Source organism: Pseudogracilibacillus amylolyticus (SeqCode), from assembly GCF_051918545.1.
GTDB lineage: Bacteria > Bacillota > Bacilli > Bacillales > Amphibacillaceae > Pseudogracilibacillus.
In genome coordinates, this window is the sequence record NZ_JBPPZG010000072.1 from 1 (window position 1) to 16,745 (window position 16,745).

The 16,745-nt window shown below is 35.7% G+C and carries 15 protein-coding genes and 1 pseudogene; 2 read left to right on the plus strand and 14 right to left on the minus strand.

The window, feature by feature from the left end; all coding sequences use genetic code 11:
* Positions 1-335: 335 nt before the first annotated feature.
* Together ACPYKA_RS09815 and ACPYKA_RS09820 are read right to left on the minus strand one after the other, a co-directional pair.
* A complete protein-coding gene (locus ACPYKA_RS09815) occupies positions 336-668 on the minus strand; it encodes a hypothetical protein (protein WP_479542118.1) in 333 nt (110 codons plus the stop codon).
* A gap of 610 nt (positions 669-1,278) precedes the next feature.
* On the minus strand, positions 1,279-1,794 hold the full coding sequence (locus tag ACPYKA_RS09820) for a VanZ family protein (protein ID WP_479542119.1): 516 nt from the start codon (positions 1,792-1,794) through the stop codon (positions 1,279-1,281).
* Positions 1,795-2,272: 478 nt separating this feature from the next.
* Between ACPYKA_RS09820 and ACPYKA_RS09825 the strand changes: the two genes are divergently transcribed.
* Positions 2,273-2,362, plus strand: a complete 90-nt coding sequence (locus ACPYKA_RS09825; protein ID WP_479542120.1) for a putative holin-like toxin — start codon at positions 2,273-2,275, stop codon at positions 2,360-2,362.
* Between the two features lie 281 nt (positions 2,363-2,643).
* On the opposite strand, the gene ACPYKA_RS09830 is transcribed toward ACPYKA_RS09825, so the two are convergent.
* The 3 genes from ACPYKA_RS09830 to ACPYKA_RS09840 all read right to left on the minus strand — a co-directional run bounded on the left by ACPYKA_RS09830 (position 2,644) and on the right by ACPYKA_RS09840 (position 4,196).
* The gene (locus ACPYKA_RS09830) at positions 2,644-3,405 is read right to left on the minus strand and encodes a sulfite exporter TauE/SafE family protein (RefSeq protein WP_479542121.1); all 762 of its coding nucleotides are present in this window, start codon (positions 3,403-3,405) and stop codon (positions 2,644-2,646) included.
* Between the two features lie 187 nt (positions 3,406-3,592).
* Entirely contained in the window at positions 3,593-3,724 is a 132-nt protein-coding gene (locus tag ACPYKA_RS09835) for a hypothetical protein (RefSeq protein ID WP_479542122.1), read from the minus strand.
* Between the two features lie 136 nt (positions 3,725-3,860).
* Positions 3,861-4,196 (minus strand): hypothetical protein, encoded by a 336-nt coding sequence (locus tag ACPYKA_RS09840; RefSeq protein ID WP_479542123.1) that lies wholly within the window; start codon positions 4,194-4,196, stop codon positions 3,861-3,863.
* Positions 4,197-4,481: 285 nt separating this feature from the next.
* On the opposite strand from ACPYKA_RS09840, the gene ACPYKA_RS09845 reads away from it, so the two are divergent.
* Complete coding sequence (locus ACPYKA_RS09845) at positions 4,482-5,345, plus strand: LysR family transcriptional regulator (RefSeq protein ID WP_479542124.1); 864 nt, start codon at positions 4,482-4,484, stop codon at positions 5,343-5,345.
* 653 nt (positions 5,346-5,998) lie between these two features.
* Here the strand turns inward: ACPYKA_RS09845 and ACPYKA_RS09850 are convergent.
* The 9 genes and pseudogenes from ACPYKA_RS09850 to ACPYKA_RS09890 all read right to left on the minus strand — a co-directional run.
* Positions 5,999-6,241 (minus strand): annotated as a pseudogene (locus ACPYKA_RS09850) (GyrI-like domain-containing protein); the annotation flags it as partial.
* A gap of 614 nt (positions 6,242-6,855) precedes the next feature.
* Positions 6,856-8,235, minus strand: a complete 1,380-nt coding sequence (rlmD, locus tag ACPYKA_RS09855) for a 23S rRNA (uracil(1939)-C(5))-methyltransferase RlmD (RefSeq protein WP_479542125.1) — start codon at positions 8,233-8,235, stop codon at positions 6,856-6,858.
* Between the two features lie 368 nt (positions 8,236-8,603).
* The gene (locus tag ACPYKA_RS09860; protein WP_479542126.1) at positions 8,604-10,022 is read right to left on the minus strand and encodes an APC family permease; all 1,419 of its coding nucleotides are present in this window, start codon (positions 10,020-10,022) and stop codon (positions 8,604-8,606) included.
* A 436-nt stretch (positions 10,023-10,458) separates the two neighbouring features.
* Complete coding sequence (locus ACPYKA_RS09865; RefSeq protein WP_479542127.1) at positions 10,459-10,896, minus strand: hypothetical protein; 438 nt, start codon at positions 10,894-10,896, stop codon at positions 10,459-10,461.
* A gap of 2 nt (positions 10,897-10,898) precedes the next feature.
* Positions 10,899-11,723, minus strand: a complete 825-nt coding sequence (locus ACPYKA_RS09870) for a DUF3100 domain-containing protein (protein WP_479542128.1) — start codon at positions 11,721-11,723, stop codon at positions 10,899-10,901.
* 67 nt (positions 11,724-11,790) lie between these two features.
* Positions 11,791-12,672 (minus strand): NAD(P)-dependent oxidoreductase, encoded by an 882-nt coding sequence (locus ACPYKA_RS09875; protein ID WP_479542129.1) that lies wholly within the window; start codon positions 12,670-12,672, stop codon positions 11,791-11,793.
* 70 nt (positions 12,673-12,742) lie between these two features.
* On the minus strand, positions 12,743-14,194 hold the full coding sequence (locus ACPYKA_RS09880; protein ID WP_479542130.1) for an aldehyde dehydrogenase family protein: 1,452 nt from the start codon (positions 14,192-14,194) through the stop codon (positions 12,743-12,745).
* An 85-nt stretch (positions 14,195-14,279) separates the two neighbouring features.
* Positions 14,280-15,902: a helix-turn-helix domain-containing protein gene (locus tag ACPYKA_RS09885; protein ID WP_479542131.1), complete on the minus strand. Its 1,623-nt coding sequence runs from the start codon at positions 15,900-15,902 to the stop codon at positions 14,280-14,282.
* A gap of 323 nt (positions 15,903-16,225) precedes the next feature.
* On the minus strand, positions 16,226-16,745 hold a 520-nt coding region (locus ACPYKA_RS09890; RefSeq protein ID WP_479542132.1), incomplete at its 5' end, for a YegS/Rv2252/BmrU family lipid kinase.

Sequence of the window (16,745 nt, forward strand, 5' to 3'; positions counted from 1 at the left end):
AGTAAGTTTTAATTTCCGCTCATTTCCTTCCTCATTTTTTCGCCAAACAACAGCTTGTCCAAACCCTTTCTCGTCCAAACGGTGAATATTTACTTCAAATGTTTCACCTAATATATTTTTATTCAAAGCAGGTTCCTCCCCCACTAAATCAACAAATTATTTTTCTCTATTATCATAACTGAAATGAATAGTGTTTGGGAAGAAGAAAATATTATTTAATTTTTAAATTTGGAAATTTCATGTTTTATATAAAAGTAGGAAATTTGAAGGAGACGATACTGATAAGTGAAGAACATGCTTTAAACTTACCAAGTAGATGGCTGAAAACTATCAATCTAACAGAAACATATTCTTACAATTTTCTCTTTTTGCGCTGTATTTATGCAACTATTAAAAAATTTAGAAATCTCTTTTTGTTGCCATGTTAAAAATTCATTTTGTCCATTGCTAGATTTTACATTATTGTTCAGATCATTATAGGAATTATATGCGGCTTCGACTTGTGACAAGGAAAATGATTCGGATGCTCCTTTTCCACTAACACCACCGTTATGCTCATTTGCATCAAGTATGTCATAGAGTAAATGAGCATTCAAATCACCCATTGTAAAACGGAGATAGGCTATTTCTTCTCCGTCTTGATTAAATCCAACCATTTCATGACTCACAAAAAATTCCTCCTTTAGTAATTTAATTTTTGTTTAAAAATGAGACATAATTAATAAGTGATCGGTTCTAAGGAAAGTTATTCATAAAGAAATAAGAGGCGTATAATAATTTTGGCATCTAAAGTGGAAAATGTGTTGTTTTTTCTTGAAATAAAGATAGGAATTTAGAGGAAATTACCTTAATAAAAGATTACTAGGAAGAAATGAGTTTGTCAAAGGAAACTTTTCGACAAAATTCGAGAGTTTTATTATTTTAAAACTGCATTAAAAAACACCTGATTTGAAAAATCAAGCGTTGATAAGATTGTCTTCCTACACTCTTTTGATTATCTACTTCTAGAATCCTGGATGGATTAGTTTTGAAAATAAATAGCCTTTACCAAATGGGCCTGAGATATTATTTTGTATTTAACGGTCTATCAAAACAGCAGCTCATCACTTACATAACTTTGAAGACATGCAGATATGTACATTTAATACAAACTTTTGCAGTTTTCTGGTAGTTTAAAAGGAATTTCTTTGTTAATACGCTCATAAAACATAATTCCATTCAGTGTTAGACTTTAATCAGGAAATAGTCTAGCAATCTTTTTACCTTCTTGTACCAATTTTAATTCACTAAAATTAGTAGTCCTAATAATCCGATTACGCAAACTGTACCAATTAAAGCAAAAACATTTAAGACTCTATTTATTTTCATTTTCTCTTTAAATATTTTGCAGAGTATAAAGTAAACTCCAATGCCGACAATTCCACCTAATGTATTGCCTATAAAATCTGTAATATCGGTTGCACCAATGGCAAATATGAATTGAAATACTTCAAACAACAAACTTACACTTGCCATTGGAACAACTTTTTTTATGAAAGACCAATTTGGCTTCAACATGCTCAAATAAATTCCAAATGGGATAAAAATAATGATGTTTTGAATAATCTCCTCAAAATAAATTTGATTATTAATGATCGTCGAATCAGCAAAAGGGATTAAATTAATATTTCTTATGTGAGGCAATTCATTAAAAGATAAAGTCATTTTAAACAAGATAATCCAAATTAGTGAAAGTAGATAAATAACGAATAGACTAATAGTTATTACCTTTTGCCGCCTTTTAAATTTCTCCACAAAAAAACTCTCCATTTCTTGCCTATCATATATTTGAGTTAAATGATTCCTATTGAATGCTAATTACATAATCTTTTTACTTCAGAAGATGCAAAACTCTTTATATCATACAAGGTTGCAATTTACCGATGAAGGTAAAATAAATGGCCGTGCCGTGTTAGTACCTTAAAGTTTAGAAAACTGTGGGGATTTTTCTATTTTGTTTCGGCAAAAAGTCAGGGGATTCTGAGATCAGAAAATAGGATAGAAAATGAACACAAAACGGTAATAATAAGTGACACTTTTGATTGTACGTCGAAAGCCACCCTGCACATTATTCTTTTTTCGGTTAATGATAAACAGAATTTTGTCATACTAGATTTACGGTGTAGGAATATACGTTCGTTTATGGTATAATTAAAAGTAACAATGGACTGGCTTCCCATGAGGGGTTATGGCGCATTCTTTTTCCTTCTCGATATGATCGTGAAGGGAGGTGATGCCAGTGGACGTTTCAGAAACATTGGTTCTTATGATTGCTTTTGGGACTTTGATCGTTTTAATAATGTCCAGCAGAGAAAACAAATAATCCCTCGTGTGCATTAGCCCGCGCGTGAGGGATTATTCCGTAACGTGCCTCCCCCTCTTGTTGGGGTTGGTCTATTGTATCCGTTCCATGTTAGCCGCATGGAACGTTTTTTAGTATATGAATTTCTAGTTCCATTATACCATATTTTATTAAAGGAAACATATTTTATGTTATCCTCTTATTTGACTATGATCTATTTTCAAAGCTATCCATTCTCCGGCACTAGCCAATCCATCTCATAATTTAATGATTGAATAAACCCATCTCTATAATAATATATCCTAAAAATCAAAGAAGCCAAGTAGTTTCCCCGCCATGAAAAACACGGTGATGATGAGAAAAGCTCGAATCCATTTGTCACCCTTATATATAGCGATATGACTTCCAGCCCAGGCTCCAAAGGCATTTCCAACCGCCAATGCCAAACCTAGATACCAATTAATTTGCCCGTGAATAATGAATACAAAAAGAGAAACGAAAATGTAAATTCCACCGACAAAAACCTTAATGCTGTTTGATTTAACAAGACTGATTCCAAAAATCGCTGTTAAACCAGCAATTATAAAAAAACCAGCTCCTGCCTGAATAAATCCACCGTAAATTCCCACAAAAAAGAAAGTGATGATCCCCAACATTTTACGAACCTTAGAATAGTCACCATTGCCAATCGCTGAAGTTTTCTTTGCTGGCTTCCAAATAATAAATATAACTGTAATGACCATTATAACAGCGAGGATCTGGTTAAATAATTGATCCGATATTGAGATAGCAAGGTTGGCCCCTATCACTGACCCAATAACAGCCGGAATGCTTAGCAAGAAACAGAGTTTTTTGTCAAAGTATCCTTTTCGGTAAAAATTTGTGGTTGCCGCAATACTTTGTATCACTATAGCAACCCGATTGGTTCCATTGGCAACTGCAGATGGTAAACCAAGAAAAATTAAAACAGGTAGGGTTAAAAGAGATCCCCCTGCAGCCATTGTATTAATAATACCTGCTATAAAACCTGTAATAAGTATTAGAAAAATATCTGCAAAAGACATAATAAACATCCTCTAATTCGCTCTGGTAAAACAAAAAACTCAATATAAGAACTTCAGTCCGCCTAACCAAAATAGACGGACAAACGAAGGATCTCAAGCATTTTCGATCTTAAACCAATTTACGAAACTGCATAAATTGATTGAGGATAAATCAAGGGGTCTTAGCAGCCCCTATTGAATGTGCACATCATCCAACTGATCGACGAACTGCGAAAGTTGCTGTTAAAAAATCGTGTTCAAAACCGACAGCCGCGTAAAATTCAACATTTGTAATAAATTGCTTATTAGGTTTATATTCTTTAAGCAATTGTAGTGTCATTTCCTCAACACCAAATCCAATCTGTTGTCGTTTCTAGATAGTTTGATCGCGATATTATTATTGGTAGAACTCGCGGATCCCTTTGTTCAGTGTATGGTTTGAAAGTCATTTAGCTTCCTCCTAAGTGAATATTTGGTTATTTTTCCGTTAATTGTTCCGGGGTAGAATTTAGCAACAATTGAAGCCTATCCATGCTTAGTATAAAATCTTCTATTTCCTGCCATAACAAGGCTTGCTTTGTTAAGCCCAATAATCTGTTGCCCTTTTTTTTCCTAATAATCCAAGGAACTATTTGGTGATTTTCAATATTTAACTGCCCAATTTGCTTTTTCAAATGAATCCACATATCAATTGTTTCATTAAATTTTCTATACTCATCTTCAATCACCGTCAACTTACCTTTCATATCTTTCCAATCATTTAGGATCGACATTTTTATTAATTCGTTGTTTCCATTTGAATCGAAATTCATTGATGTGTCACTCAACTGCTTCTCTAAATTTTCTAAGGCTAATTTCCACAGAAAAGATTGATCACTTGTAATTAAACCACTTTTCCTCAGACAATCTCGCCCCCAAACGACAAATATCTCTCAGATTGATTCACTCCTTTTCATTGATATAGACACAATCACTAAAAATTTTTAGAAAGGATAAAATATCTTCTATTTACTATTCATCATATTACGTTTAGACTTGTAATTAAAATGATTATATAAGATTGAATCGATCATTTTAAATGATAAGGGGAGTGTAGGATGGACATAAAGGAATTAGTTATCTTTAAAACTTTGGCTCATGAAGGAAATGTCACGAAGGCCGCTGAACGATTAAATTATGTTCAATCTAATGTTACAGGGAGAATAAAAAAATTAGAATCAGAACTACAAACCGTACTGTTTTACAGACATCCGCGGGGTGTCTCGTTAACATCAAAGGGAAAACTGCTTTTATCGTATACAGACAGGATTTTAAACATAATGGAAGAGACCAAAAAGGCCATTCAAGATTCTGAAACCCCTTGTGGCCCACTATCTATAGGTGCAAATGAAACAACGGCATCCGTTAGATTACCTGCTGTTTTGGTTTCATACAATGAACACTATCCCGCAGTGGAATTGTCCCTCAACATAGGTGAAACAAGAGATCTCATCAGTGACGTTCTTGATTACAAACTAGATGGAGCGTTTGTGGTAGGACCCGTTAAACATCCTGACATTATTCAGACACCAATACTGAAGGAAGAACTCGTTGTTATAACAGACAGCCTACAAGCTCCATTCACTTTCTATACAGATTTTAAAAAACGGACGTTGCTAACTCGTCCCCATTGCATTCACAGAAAACGGCTGGAACAATGGCTTCATGATGAGGGGATTTTTCCCATGAAAATTATGGAGTTCGGAACATTAGAAGCAATTATCAGGTGTGTAAAAGCCGGACTAGGGTATTCTATTACTACAAAGTCATTAGTCAGCCACCATAAAATGGATGACCATCTACGTTACCACGAGCTCCCAGAGAAATACTCAACCGTAAAGACAGTGTTTATACGAAGAAAAGATGCCTTTATAAGTAGTGCCTATAGTAGATTTATAGAGATGATAATTAAAAGTTTCTGAGAACAATACTCAAAAAAGAAAGTTTTGCTAACATTCACCAAAGAGGTAAACAAAAGACGATATCTTGTAACGAGGCTCTTGATCTGTCTATAATGAAAAAGTCTCTTGCCTTCATAATTAAATGGATATTATCTTTTACTTAAGTAACTTAATTGGGTGAAAAACATACTCACAATATATATTCATAACATCACCTCTAAAATAGTAGTTTTCGTTCATATTTACTCTTACTGCTATTCACCTTTATTTAACGGTTTACTCGATACAATAATTTTTTGAGGGTATATGAGTAGTTATTGAAATTGCCTAATAGTCATCATTGTGCCACAAACTAGGTTTGCTTCTTAGGAGATCGTGGAATTAATTTTGATTTATTTCCTTTAATGGAAAAGCATAACATGCCAATTATAGCATTTCCTCTCGTATCAAGAGGAGCACTTAGGCAAGGATTTAACAAAACAAAAAGTGTTATTTAAAATTCGAAATGGACAGAATGAATGCCATTTAATGTCATTTGAACCTGCCCGTCCTCGGAGACGTATCTACTGCTTTTTTGGGACTATCGGTGTACTGAAACATATCCACCCTCGCTCGTATTGTTTACGAAAAGGACACTCTAACTAGGAGCGCCCTCAATCATAAACATTGATGTATTAATAGTCTTTTTTCTTTACTGGAATCCAGTTTTCGCTTCGATACTTTGGTTTCCCAGTGTCTGAACTCTCATTCCACAAAATTTCAGAGCCTACAACTGGCTCATATCCTGAAGCTGGAAACCACTCTGAATCTATCCTTCCCCATACATTTTGAAGTGTTTCCGAGAATGGTCCAATGGATTCGAAAACTGCCCAAGTACTGGCTTCTATTTTCAATACATCAAATTCTGCTGTTTCATCATTAAAGTTGCTACACCGATGTCAAAAACGGTGCCAATTATACTTGGAATGGTTTAAAAAGCGATCGATCGTATCATTCGTAGGCAGACTTTCAGATTTTTTACCTTCAAACAATCGAAACCAATTTTTCTGTTCGAAGACCAAACAAAAAACGAGCTTAAATAAATAGACACAAGAAAAACAAATCCCTTCATAATACCAGCGTTCCGTAGGTGTTTAAGGATTTCTAATTCTTTCAATGCTGTTTTTAATCTTTTGGCAATTAATTATTCTGGTCGTTATTCTTCTATCATAGTAGGAGGCACCTCTTCTAATTGGTAGTTTTTTCTGGACAATTAACTTTACCAAAAGTTGGGGTGCTTTTCTTTTTTAATAACTGTTTGTCAAGGTGCATAATAAAATACAGAAAGTGTTAATGCCAGTAACGATTGGATACTATTTTTTAGTCTGTGATGTTGAGTATTAAGGTTAAAATTATTATTCTATTGCGTTCCCACACCCCAGATCAATTACCACTGAAACAGTAATGTGGTTTTTCAGTACTTTTTTAGTTTTTTCACCTTCTCCTACAAACACGAAATGCTTATGAAAGTGTTTAAAACTAAGGATCTCTATTAAGTTTGTCGTTGTATCAACGCTATCGCCTCCACATGCGAGGTTTGACAAAACATGTCCACAGGCTGCACTTCTTGTGTTTTATACCCACCGTCCTCTAAAATTCGCAAATCACGCGCTAAAGTTGAAGGATTACAAGAAACGTAGACAATTCGCTTAGGTGCCATATCAATCATCGCTTGCAGTAATGCTTCATCACAACCTTTTCTTGGTGGATCCACAACGATGACGTCAGGTCTTAGTCCTTGCGCTGTCCACCAGGGCATGACTTTTTCCGCTTCACCAACTACAAACTCGGCATTCGTTATTCCGTTTAACTTTGCGTTTATTTTAGCGTCGTCAATGGCTTCCGGGACAATTTCTACACCATATACTTGCTTCGCTTTTTGCGCGAGAAATAACGAGATTGTTCCAATTCCGCAATACGCATCGATTACGACATCATTAGGACCAACATTTGCATACTCCAGTGCTTTATCATATAACACTTTTGTTTGGGTCGGATTCACTTGATAAAAAGATCGTGGAGAAATTTTAAATTTCAAGTCACCAACAGAATCATAAATATAATCTTCGCCAAATAGGGTATGTGATTTTTTTCCCATAATCACATTTGTCTTATCCTGATTTATATTTTGGATAATCGATTTTATAGTCGGATAAGTCTCCGTTAGTTGTTTGATTAATTCTTTCTGGTGCGGGAGCTTTTCCGTACGTGTTACAAGAATGATCATCGTATCATTTGTACCAAAAGCCGTGCGCACAATAATATGACGTAAAACCCCGCGGTGTGATTCCTCATCATATGCTTCAATTCCAAGATCAGTCGCGATTCTTCTTACTGCTTCTACCATCCGGTCTCCTAGCTCATTTTGAATAACGCATGTATCCATATCATCAATAATTCGATGGCTGCGCTGTTGATAAAATCCTGTAATTAGTTGTCCATCTTTATCACCGACTGGAATTTGTATTTTATTTCGATAACGCCATGGGTCTTCCATTCCTAACACAAGATGGACGGGAACATCGTCCAAATGCGCAACTTTTTGCATGACGTTTTTCACTTGATTACGTTTCATCTCCAGCTGCATCTCATAACTCATATGTTGCAATTGACACCCACCGCATTTATAAAACACATTACACGGAGGTGTCACCCGTTCTGGACTCGCTTTTTTTATATCTAGCAATTTTCCATAACCAAATCGTTTATTTACTTTAATTACTTTTACTTCCGCTTCTTCGCCAGGAAGCCCGTGCGGTACGAAAATTGGGTAGCCGTCTACTTTCCCAACGCCACTTCCTTCATGTGTTAAATCTTCAAATGTTAAAGTTATTGTTTCATTCTTTTTTACTGGAACTGCTTTTTTTGCCATGATATTGATCTTCCTTTATGTAAAATTCTATTATAGTATGTATGTAAATTTTTTTGTTATCCTCATATTAACATAGCTTGCCATCGACTATGAAGAATAGAAGTGGATACGCTGAATAAAAGGGTTTTTCGCTGAATTAATTGTAAAATCGCTGAATTTTTCATTAAAACGCTGAATAATTATGATTTTCGCTGAAACTATAGTCAAAATAGCTGAATAGGATTTTTATCCCAAAAAAACACTCCTTTTATCAGGCGTTTTTCCGATAAAAGGAGTATATTAGAATACTTGGCTTATCGCCAAGCTTGGCGAAAGCCTTAGTTGCACTTAAACTTTCTGCCAAGTTAAATTGCTCTCAAAGGACATCTCTATTTATGATGCTTAATTACGCTTGATATTTCTCTATTTAAATGCTCATCCGTATATTTCGTGCTCTCTTTTGTCATTGTCATCTTGTAAAAAACGATTCCAAGTATTACCCAAATAATAATGATAATCCACTCATACGGCCAAATTAAGGCGGACGGCATTCCGGGCATATATAGTACTCCGATACCCAACCCCATAATTATCGCTAACCATCCAATGACAGGTCCTCCTTTTAAATAAAAAGGACGTACCATTTTGGGCTCTTTTTTCCGTAAAACTAAAAAAGATATTGCAACCATTAACCAAGCTACTACGAGACCTAAACCGCCTGCATCTACAAGCCATACTAATGCTGGACGACCAAATAATGGAGCAATACTTGATAATAGGCCAATGAGTAATATTGCTTTATAAGGTGTTTTATATTTTGGATGAAGATCTCCTAAAGCCTTTGGAAGCATTCCCGCTCGTGCTAAAGCATATATCGCTCTACTTCCACCAATATAAAATCCGATCCAGCTTGTTATAATACCACCGATTCCACCGAGCACTAATATATTACCCATCATTTGACTGTTACCAAATGCTTTCGCCATTGCATCCGCCGTGACTAAATTTGAAGCATCTATTTCAGAAGGTGTTAGAACTCTTGATACTCCAAAAATTATTGCCACATACCATGTAACTGCTAAGATGACTGAAAAAACTAATAATTGCCCAATTCTTTTTTGCGGTAAGTTAATTTCTTCTGCCGCTTGAGGAATTACATCAAATCCAACAAACATAAAGGGAGTCATAATAATAACGGTAAAAAGGCCGGCAGTTCCATTTTCAAAAAACGGTTGCATATTTGCCGTCGAACCGGAAATTCCACTACCAGTAACTAACAGAATACCGGCAATAGCAATTAATAATGTGAAAATGAACATAATTACAGTTGAAAATTTAATGCCGCGATAATTAATCCAAGTAATTAAAATGGATCCTACTATTCCAACACCTGCCCAAGTTACTGTAACATCCCAACCCGTGATCGTATACATATACCCCATACTGTAATTAGGAATTAAGTATTCAAATACGGTTGGTAGAGCCACTGCTTCAAATGCTACTACAGAAACATACCCTAGTATCAGTGCCCAAGTTGTTATAAAAGACGCCACTCTTCCCATCGCTTTAAAGCTATAAATTAATTCCCCTCCAGCAAGTGGCATTGATGAAGCGAGTTCTGCATAGGTCAGTCCGATTAACACGACCAAGGTGCCTCCAATTAAAAAGGCAAGTATTGCTCCTAAGGAACCAGCTTCTCTAATCCATAAACCAGCTGTTACAACCCAGCCCCAGCCAATCATTGCTCCAAATGCGAGTGTAAGTACATCTCTGTTACCTAATATTTTTGCTAACTTTACATCGTCCATGTTCCTCCTCCTCATAAAACTTGTCAATTCATATTTATGAGATAAGAAGGACACATATTCATTTTTACAAGATGTAAGATGGTGTAGAAGCTACTGTCTGAACTCGCTTTTTTATATCTAGTAATTTTCCATAATCAAATCGACTATTTACTTTAATTACTTTTACTTCCTCTTCTTCGCCAGGAAGCCTATGCGATACGAAAATTGGTAGCCATGATGATGAAAGATAGATCCCTTGCAAAAGGAGTCAAAACGTCACGTGGAATTAACAGTTTTCACAAAAGAGCGATTCTTTTTAGTTATTCGAAAACTATTTTTAGTACGGATAACAACGATGTGCCATTTCATATTTAATAAAAAAAGTAAAAGCCCTTTCTTCTGGTTGTAAGAAAGGACTTTAGTATATTTCATGTTTTAATTTTTCTAATAATTATCGTTAGAATCTTCCTTGCAGTTTAAATATAATCTCCGCAAACAATGATGCAAAGAAAAATGTTCCTGTGTAGACAACTAAGGAAATAACAATAATTCGCCAACTTAACTTTTTAAAGCTTTCTAAATCTTTCCCTAAAGATAATCCTGCGTAAGCTAAAATGGGTGTTGCCAACGCCATGAAGTTAATTACCTCAGTTTTTTCAACGATCCAGCCATTACCTGGAAAAGCGGGCGTTGTTACAATCAGGGCGATGAATGAAATCCAGACAACAGCTGGTATCTTCGGTAAAAGGACATTAATTGAAAGACCTACTACTGTAATAATGACAATAACAATTATTCCTGGTAAAGATTCGATCGGAGATATTCCATATCCCACCCAGTTTCCAAAAAGTGTTATGAACCCTATTAATGCGAGAACTTTTGCCTTTTCAACCATTTTTATGCTGCCCCTTTCTTCCGTGAACGTCCAATTTTAGGCTCGAGCCATTCATACAGACGTACAGTTACAGGGAGTGAGAAAAATACACAAATATATGTTCCTAATATTGTAGTGATCAAGTTGGCTGCTGCAGCAAATAAAGCAATATCTTCTGCGTCATTCGGGAATGTTACCGCTAACGCACCTGATGCGGCCGCCATCATACTTCCAGAACCAACTCCGGCTCCCATTGCCAAGGATATTGGATGAAAGATTCCAATACTACCTAAAAAACCTGCAAGCAGAGCTAAATAAATTGCCCCGAATACTGTTCCACAAACATAGACACCTAATGCACCTCTACCTTCAGGCGAATCCGCTCCATATTTTTCGGAAATAATTGCAAGGTTAGGCTCTCGGTCTATTGAAAATGTTGACCCTATTGCTTCACGCTTCATACCAATTAATAAAGCAATCGGCAATCCAATTACAAACGTTCCAATGATATGACCTACTTCCTGAAAAGCCAATGACAATCCTGCCTCAAAAATTTGTGGAAGAGATGGTCCTAACATCGTTGCGAGCTTAGCTACGAATAGCATAAATGATATACCTAAAATTGTAGCCGCGTTTTTCATTTGCCCCTCAGTTAGTAATTTTAACTTAGGGAAGCTGACAATTCCTCCCAATACTAGAGCGTATAGCATTGGGAATAATGCTATTGTTCCAACGCCTAAGTCAAACTCTATAACCCCTATTGCTTCTCCAATTAATACAAAAACGAAAGCAATAAGATGAAGTTTCCAGTTACTCAACAGACTTTGTTCTTTCTTTGATTGTTTCATTATGTTCTTCCCCACCTCTTCGTTTAACATTTATAATACGTTTAAACAATATACACTTCATTTTCCCCTACTTCGTTTGTAATTGTTTAACTACTTCATAGACAGCGGTAGAATCTTGATGACCTTTTCCATTATAACTTGCAATTTGGAATAATTGGTGTGCAGATTGGCTGCAAACGGTTGGTATTTGCTCGGTTTCTGCAAGGTTTCGATATAGATTCATATCTTTCATCATATTAGCTAAAGAAAATTTCACATCATCAAATGTATCTTTAAGCATATTCGGGCCAAATACATCCATTACACGTGTTTGACCAGATCCTTTTTGCAAGATGGAGGCAATTTTCTCTTTTGGTACACCAGCCTTTTCTCCAGTAATTAATGCTTCACTTAACAACGAAATGATCCCACCAACAACTACATTATTGCAGAGTTTTACAATTTGACCAGCACCACTTTCACCAACATATTCAATATTACTTCCTACAGTCTCTAAAACTGGTAAAACTTTTGGAAAGGCTTGTTCACTACCTCCAACCATAATCGTTAATGTACCATTATTGGCACCTTCTGGACCACCACTTAGTGGACAGTCAAAATATTCAATGCCTAACGCTTTTGCATCTTTATGCAGCTGTCTTGTTATTTCCACATCGTTTGTACTCATATCCAAAATGTGAGTACCCTTTTTCATAACAGAAAATGCACCTTGCTCTTTGTCGGTCAAAAGTTGCTTAATTAATGCAGGGGATGGCAATGATAATACCATAGTTTCGACGTCTTGTGCTAAATTTTTTACGTTTTCTGCGCGGATTGCTCCTTTTTCAACTAATTTCTGAATAGGGTCATCACTAATATCATAGACATGTACATTGTAATCATTTTTTAATAGGGTTGAAGCGATTCCAAATCCCATTAACCCACATCCGACTACTCCAATATTTTTCATAGCTGCTCTTCCTTTCTAAGATGATATGGAGGATGACGAGTCCCAAACAGACACGTCTATCCTCTTGTAACTATGGTTTGATATAAACTGTTTTATAATCTGTCCAGAAGTCAAGTGCCGTCGAACCTTGTTCGCGCGGTCCAATGCTGGATGCTTTTTTGCCACCAAACGGGTATTGATTTTCGAAGTAGTTTGACGGTATATTTACATGGGTAACACCTGATTCAATTTCACGGACGAAATGAAAAGCTTTATTTAGATCGTTTGTGTAAATTGTGGAAGAAAGTCCAAACTCGTTATCGTTAGCAAGCTCGATTGCTTCGTCATATGTGTCTACCTCCGTAATTCCAATTACTGGTCCAAAAATTTCTTCACGGTAAATTGTCATATCACTTGTTACACCACTAAATACTGTCGGGAGGACAAAATACCCTTTATCCATTCCGTTTTCTTCTAAGCGTTTACCCCCATACTCCAAAATTGCTCCTTCTTGGATAGCAGAATCTACATAATGTAAGTATGTGTTCAATTGACCTTCATCAATTACAGGCCCATTATCGACATTTTCGCCAAAACCTTCACCGATTACTAACTTCTTCGCTCGTTCTACCAATTTCTCAGTCAGCTCTTTCGCAATTGACCTTAATACGATGACACGGCTCGTACCTGTACAGCGCTGCCCATTATCTAAAAATCCACTAATGACCAAATTTTCGACTGTTTCATCAATGTTGGCATCTTCAAGAATGATCGAAGGATTTTTACCGCCCATTTCAGCTTGCATTTTTGCCCCGCGACTTGTAACGGCTTTACCGAGCGCCAGTCCCACATCTGTTGAACCTGTAAAAGACACTGCTTTAATTTTTGGATGATTTCCAATCGCATTTCCAATTACTCCGCCAGGTCCTGTCACCATATTAATAACGCCAGCTGGTACTCCAGCCGCTTCAAATAATTCAATAATTTTAATACTAATTAACGACGTGTTACTAGCTGGTTTAAAAACAACTGTATTTCCTGCAATAATCGCAGGTGCAATTTTCCAAATGCCTATCCCAAGCGGGAAGTTATACGGCGCGATTACACCAACTACACCGAGCGGCTCCCGAACTGTATATCCGAAAACATCACGATCATGAGACGGGACTGTTTCCCCAGTTAATCTTGTTGCTTCTCCACTAAATTGCTTCATTGCTTCGATTGTTTTACGTACTTCCCCGTTCGCTTCTCGGAAAGATTTTCCGACTTCTTTCGTAATAATCGTTGCTAATTCTTCTTGCTTTTCTTCTAAAAGCCCGATTAATTTAAAGATGACATCTCCTCTTGTTGGTGCCGCTGTATGTGACCAATCATAGAAGGCGCTTTCAGCAGCTTGAATAGCAAGTTCTACATCGCTTTCATTAGACTGTTGAAAATATCCTAATTTTTCTTCGGTATTTGCAGGATTTATACTTGCATATGTTTCATTTGTTTTAGATGGAACCCATTCTCCATTAATATAGTTGTAATATGATTGTGCCATGTGTAGTTCCTCCTTGAAGTGAGTTGAATATATTAATAATAGAATGAAATTTTTTGAAAATAAATATGGCAAGCAACGAAGATTTTTAAGTCTTTTTGTTACTTGCCACATATAAACGAAAGGCGATAACTAAATCAATCCAATCCTTTTCGTTATCGAAATCTACTTCTAGTACTTCTTCAATTTTACGCAATCGATAGTAAAGGGTATTCGGATGGATGTGTAATTTTTCAGCCGTTTGTTTATGACTTTTATTCAATTCAATAAATGCCTTCAATGTTTTTATAAAACTCTCGTCAAGTAAATCCAAATTATGCAATTTATCGTGCATAAACATGTCGAGCACTTCTTCATCAACTTCAAATAACAATCTCTCTATTCCAAGCATTGCATATTCAACGCTCTGCATTTGATGACGTTTAGCGTAGCCAACAGAGCGAATTGCCTCATTGTACGAAATAGACAGATCTTCAATCTTCGTTTCTCTTCCTATTCCGAAGATAATTTCAAGCCTACCCCAATGACGTGTTATTTGTTCAATAAGATCATGTAAACTATTTTTCTTACGTTTAGGAACGATAATAACTAACTGAAATGCGCGCGTGAAAATTAGACTGTTCATGCCCATTAACTGAGTAATTCGTTCAATCGATTGGACAAAACGTTCTTTTTCAATTAATTTTTCGAGTTGCCATAAAGCTTCTTCTTTGCCTTCCATGATGATACATTGAATCGTTGTATTTTCATCCCATTTTACATATTGTAGAGCATGTATTAAATCTTTTCCTGAAATCCCTTCGATTAACTGATTAAATACTTCTTCTCTAAAATGAAGTTCTTTTTCAAAAATTGCATTATTTTTAATTAATTCCAATGCAATGGAAAGACTCGCCTGTTCAATCGCTATTTGATCCATATTAGAGTAGTCATGGAAAGGTTTTTCGAGTTTTAATAACCCTAGAACTTCGTTGCTTCTCACAATCGGAAAAACATCTTCTTTATCTTGATCAATTAAATCCAGATCAAAAATTACTTTAGAATGAATAATACGTTCCAACAAAGAAATTACATTTTCTATTCCACGTCCCTCAATGATCAGTTGATAGAATTGGTTATGAATTGAAAATGACTGCCTTAATAAATTATTTTTTTCTTTTAAATCTTGATAAACGTTTGAGTTATCTATCGCAATAGCACTTTGATCTGCAACTACTTCAATCACTTGCATATCCTCTTTGGTGAACACATCATTTTGACTAAAACTATCAACGACTACAATGCCATAGCAATGATCTTTACTCATAATTGGCACAACAAATGCACTTTTTATTTTGCGTTCGTGCACACCTTTAAAATAATGCTGGTAGTTTTCTTCGGACATATTATTCATATAAGCGTCAATTTCTTCTTCCGAGGTAAACAGTTTTGATTTTCTTTCTTCAAATACTTTTCCCGAAATTGATTCTCCAGGTGCAAAAGCAATTTTACGAAAGGCATCCTCATCTACCCCTTGTCCTTCAGCAAAACGAAGCGTATTCGTTTTTTCATCATAGAGATAAATAATGAAAACACCAGAAACACCAATTAACTCAATCGCTGCTTTAATGACATTTTTTAAAATTTCCTCTATCTTTAATGATTTTGTAAGCATTTTATTTATTTCAAATAACTTTTTTGCTTTCCGGATATCCATATATGTTTCATCCATTTTTTCACCACTTTCCCAAGTACAAATAAAAAATCCATATAGCTTATTTTAACATATCAACTGATTATGCCATTATAATAAACTTATCGTATTTTTTCAGCTATAAACAGTAATAAATGAAGTGGTGACGTGTGCTCGCTTGTTTACCATTTCACTCAGAAAGTATATTAAAATAACTAAGATGAATCGTCAATGACTTAATCGGACTTAGTCGTGGTCGTTTCAAGAGGGGTAGCAGTGAGGTGTTTCAAGAGCGAGGAGGAGAAAAAGGGAACACTTTCAACAATCCCACAAAAAAACGAAACCATTAGCTTTTTGCGCTTTTAGTTTCGTTCCTTTGAATCTAAGTTTCCTTTGATTCTCGCTTCTCTTTCGATAAATTCTTCGCTTACGAAAAATTCGATATGCTGCTTGAGATTAATAATTTCTCCCGGTAATTCTCCGCCGTATTCTCCGTCCACATTTAGAAGCATCTTTTCTTTTGGAGTAACTTTTATCCGCTTAGCTTGGGTGTAAATTATATGTTCATCTTCAAGATGAGTACCTCGTAAACCTGCTGTTGCGATCCGTAAAAACTCAGGGAGATTCGTTTTCTTCAAAATTAATAAATCAAAATATCCGTCATCAATAAGTGCATCCGGAGCTAGTTTTTCAAATCCTCCAACGGAATTTGTATTTGCGACCAGAAATAGCATAATATCTCCTTCAAACACGTTATCGTCATATTCAATTATTGTCGATACAGGTTTTAATGAAGGGAGCATTTCGATTCCTTTCATATAATATGCTAATTGGCCTAGTGCAGACTTTAGTTTGATTGGAACGTCATACGTAAGTTCCGTT

What these genes read in the sequence shown, in the direction of transcription:
- ACPYKA_RS09825 (WP_479542120.1), top strand. Translation starts at nt 2,273, where the DNA reads ATGCCAGTGGACGTTTCAGAAACATTGGTTCTTATGATTGCTTTTGGG.
- ACPYKA_RS09830 (WP_479542121.1), bottom strand. Translation starts at nt 3,405, where the DNA reads ATGTCTTTTGCAGATATTTTTCTAATACTTATTACAGGTTTTATAGCA.
- ACPYKA_RS09835 (WP_479542122.1), bottom strand. Translation starts at nt 3,724, where the DNA reads ATGACACTACAATTGCTTAAAGAATATAAACCTAATAAGCAATTTATT.
- ACPYKA_RS09840 (WP_479542123.1), bottom strand. Translation starts at nt 4,196, where the DNA reads ATGAATTTCGATTCAAATGGAAACAACGAATTAATAAAAATGTCGATC.
- ACPYKA_RS09845 (WP_479542124.1), top strand. Translation starts at nt 4,482, where the DNA reads ATGGACATAAAGGAATTAGTTATCTTTAAAACTTTGGCTCATGAAGGA.
- rlmD (WP_479542125.1), bottom strand. Translation starts at nt 8,235, where the DNA reads ATGGCAAAAAAAGCAGTTCCAGTAAAAAAGAATGAAACAATAACTTTA.
- ACPYKA_RS09860 (WP_479542126.1), bottom strand. Translation starts at nt 10,022, where the DNA reads ATGGACGATGTAAAGTTAGCAAAAATATTAGGTAACAGAGATGTACTT.
- ACPYKA_RS09865 (WP_479542127.1), bottom strand. Translation starts at nt 10,896, where the DNA reads ATGGTTGAAAAGGCAAAAGTTCTCGCATTAATAGGGTTCATAACACTT.
- ACPYKA_RS09870 (WP_479542128.1), bottom strand. Translation starts at nt 11,723, where the DNA reads ATGAAACAATCAAAGAAAGAACAAAGTCTGTTGAGTAACTGGAAACTT.
- ACPYKA_RS09875 (WP_479542129.1), bottom strand. Translation starts at nt 12,672, where the DNA reads ATGAAAAATATTGGAGTAGTCGGATGTGGGTTAATGGGATTTGGAATC.
- ACPYKA_RS09880 (WP_479542130.1), bottom strand. Translation starts at nt 14,194, where the DNA reads ATGGCACAATCATATTACAACTATATTAATGGAGAATGGGTTCCATCT.
- ACPYKA_RS09885 (WP_479542131.1), bottom strand. Translation starts at nt 15,902, where the DNA reads ATGGATGAAACATATATGGATATCCGGAAAGCAAAAAAGTTATTTGAA.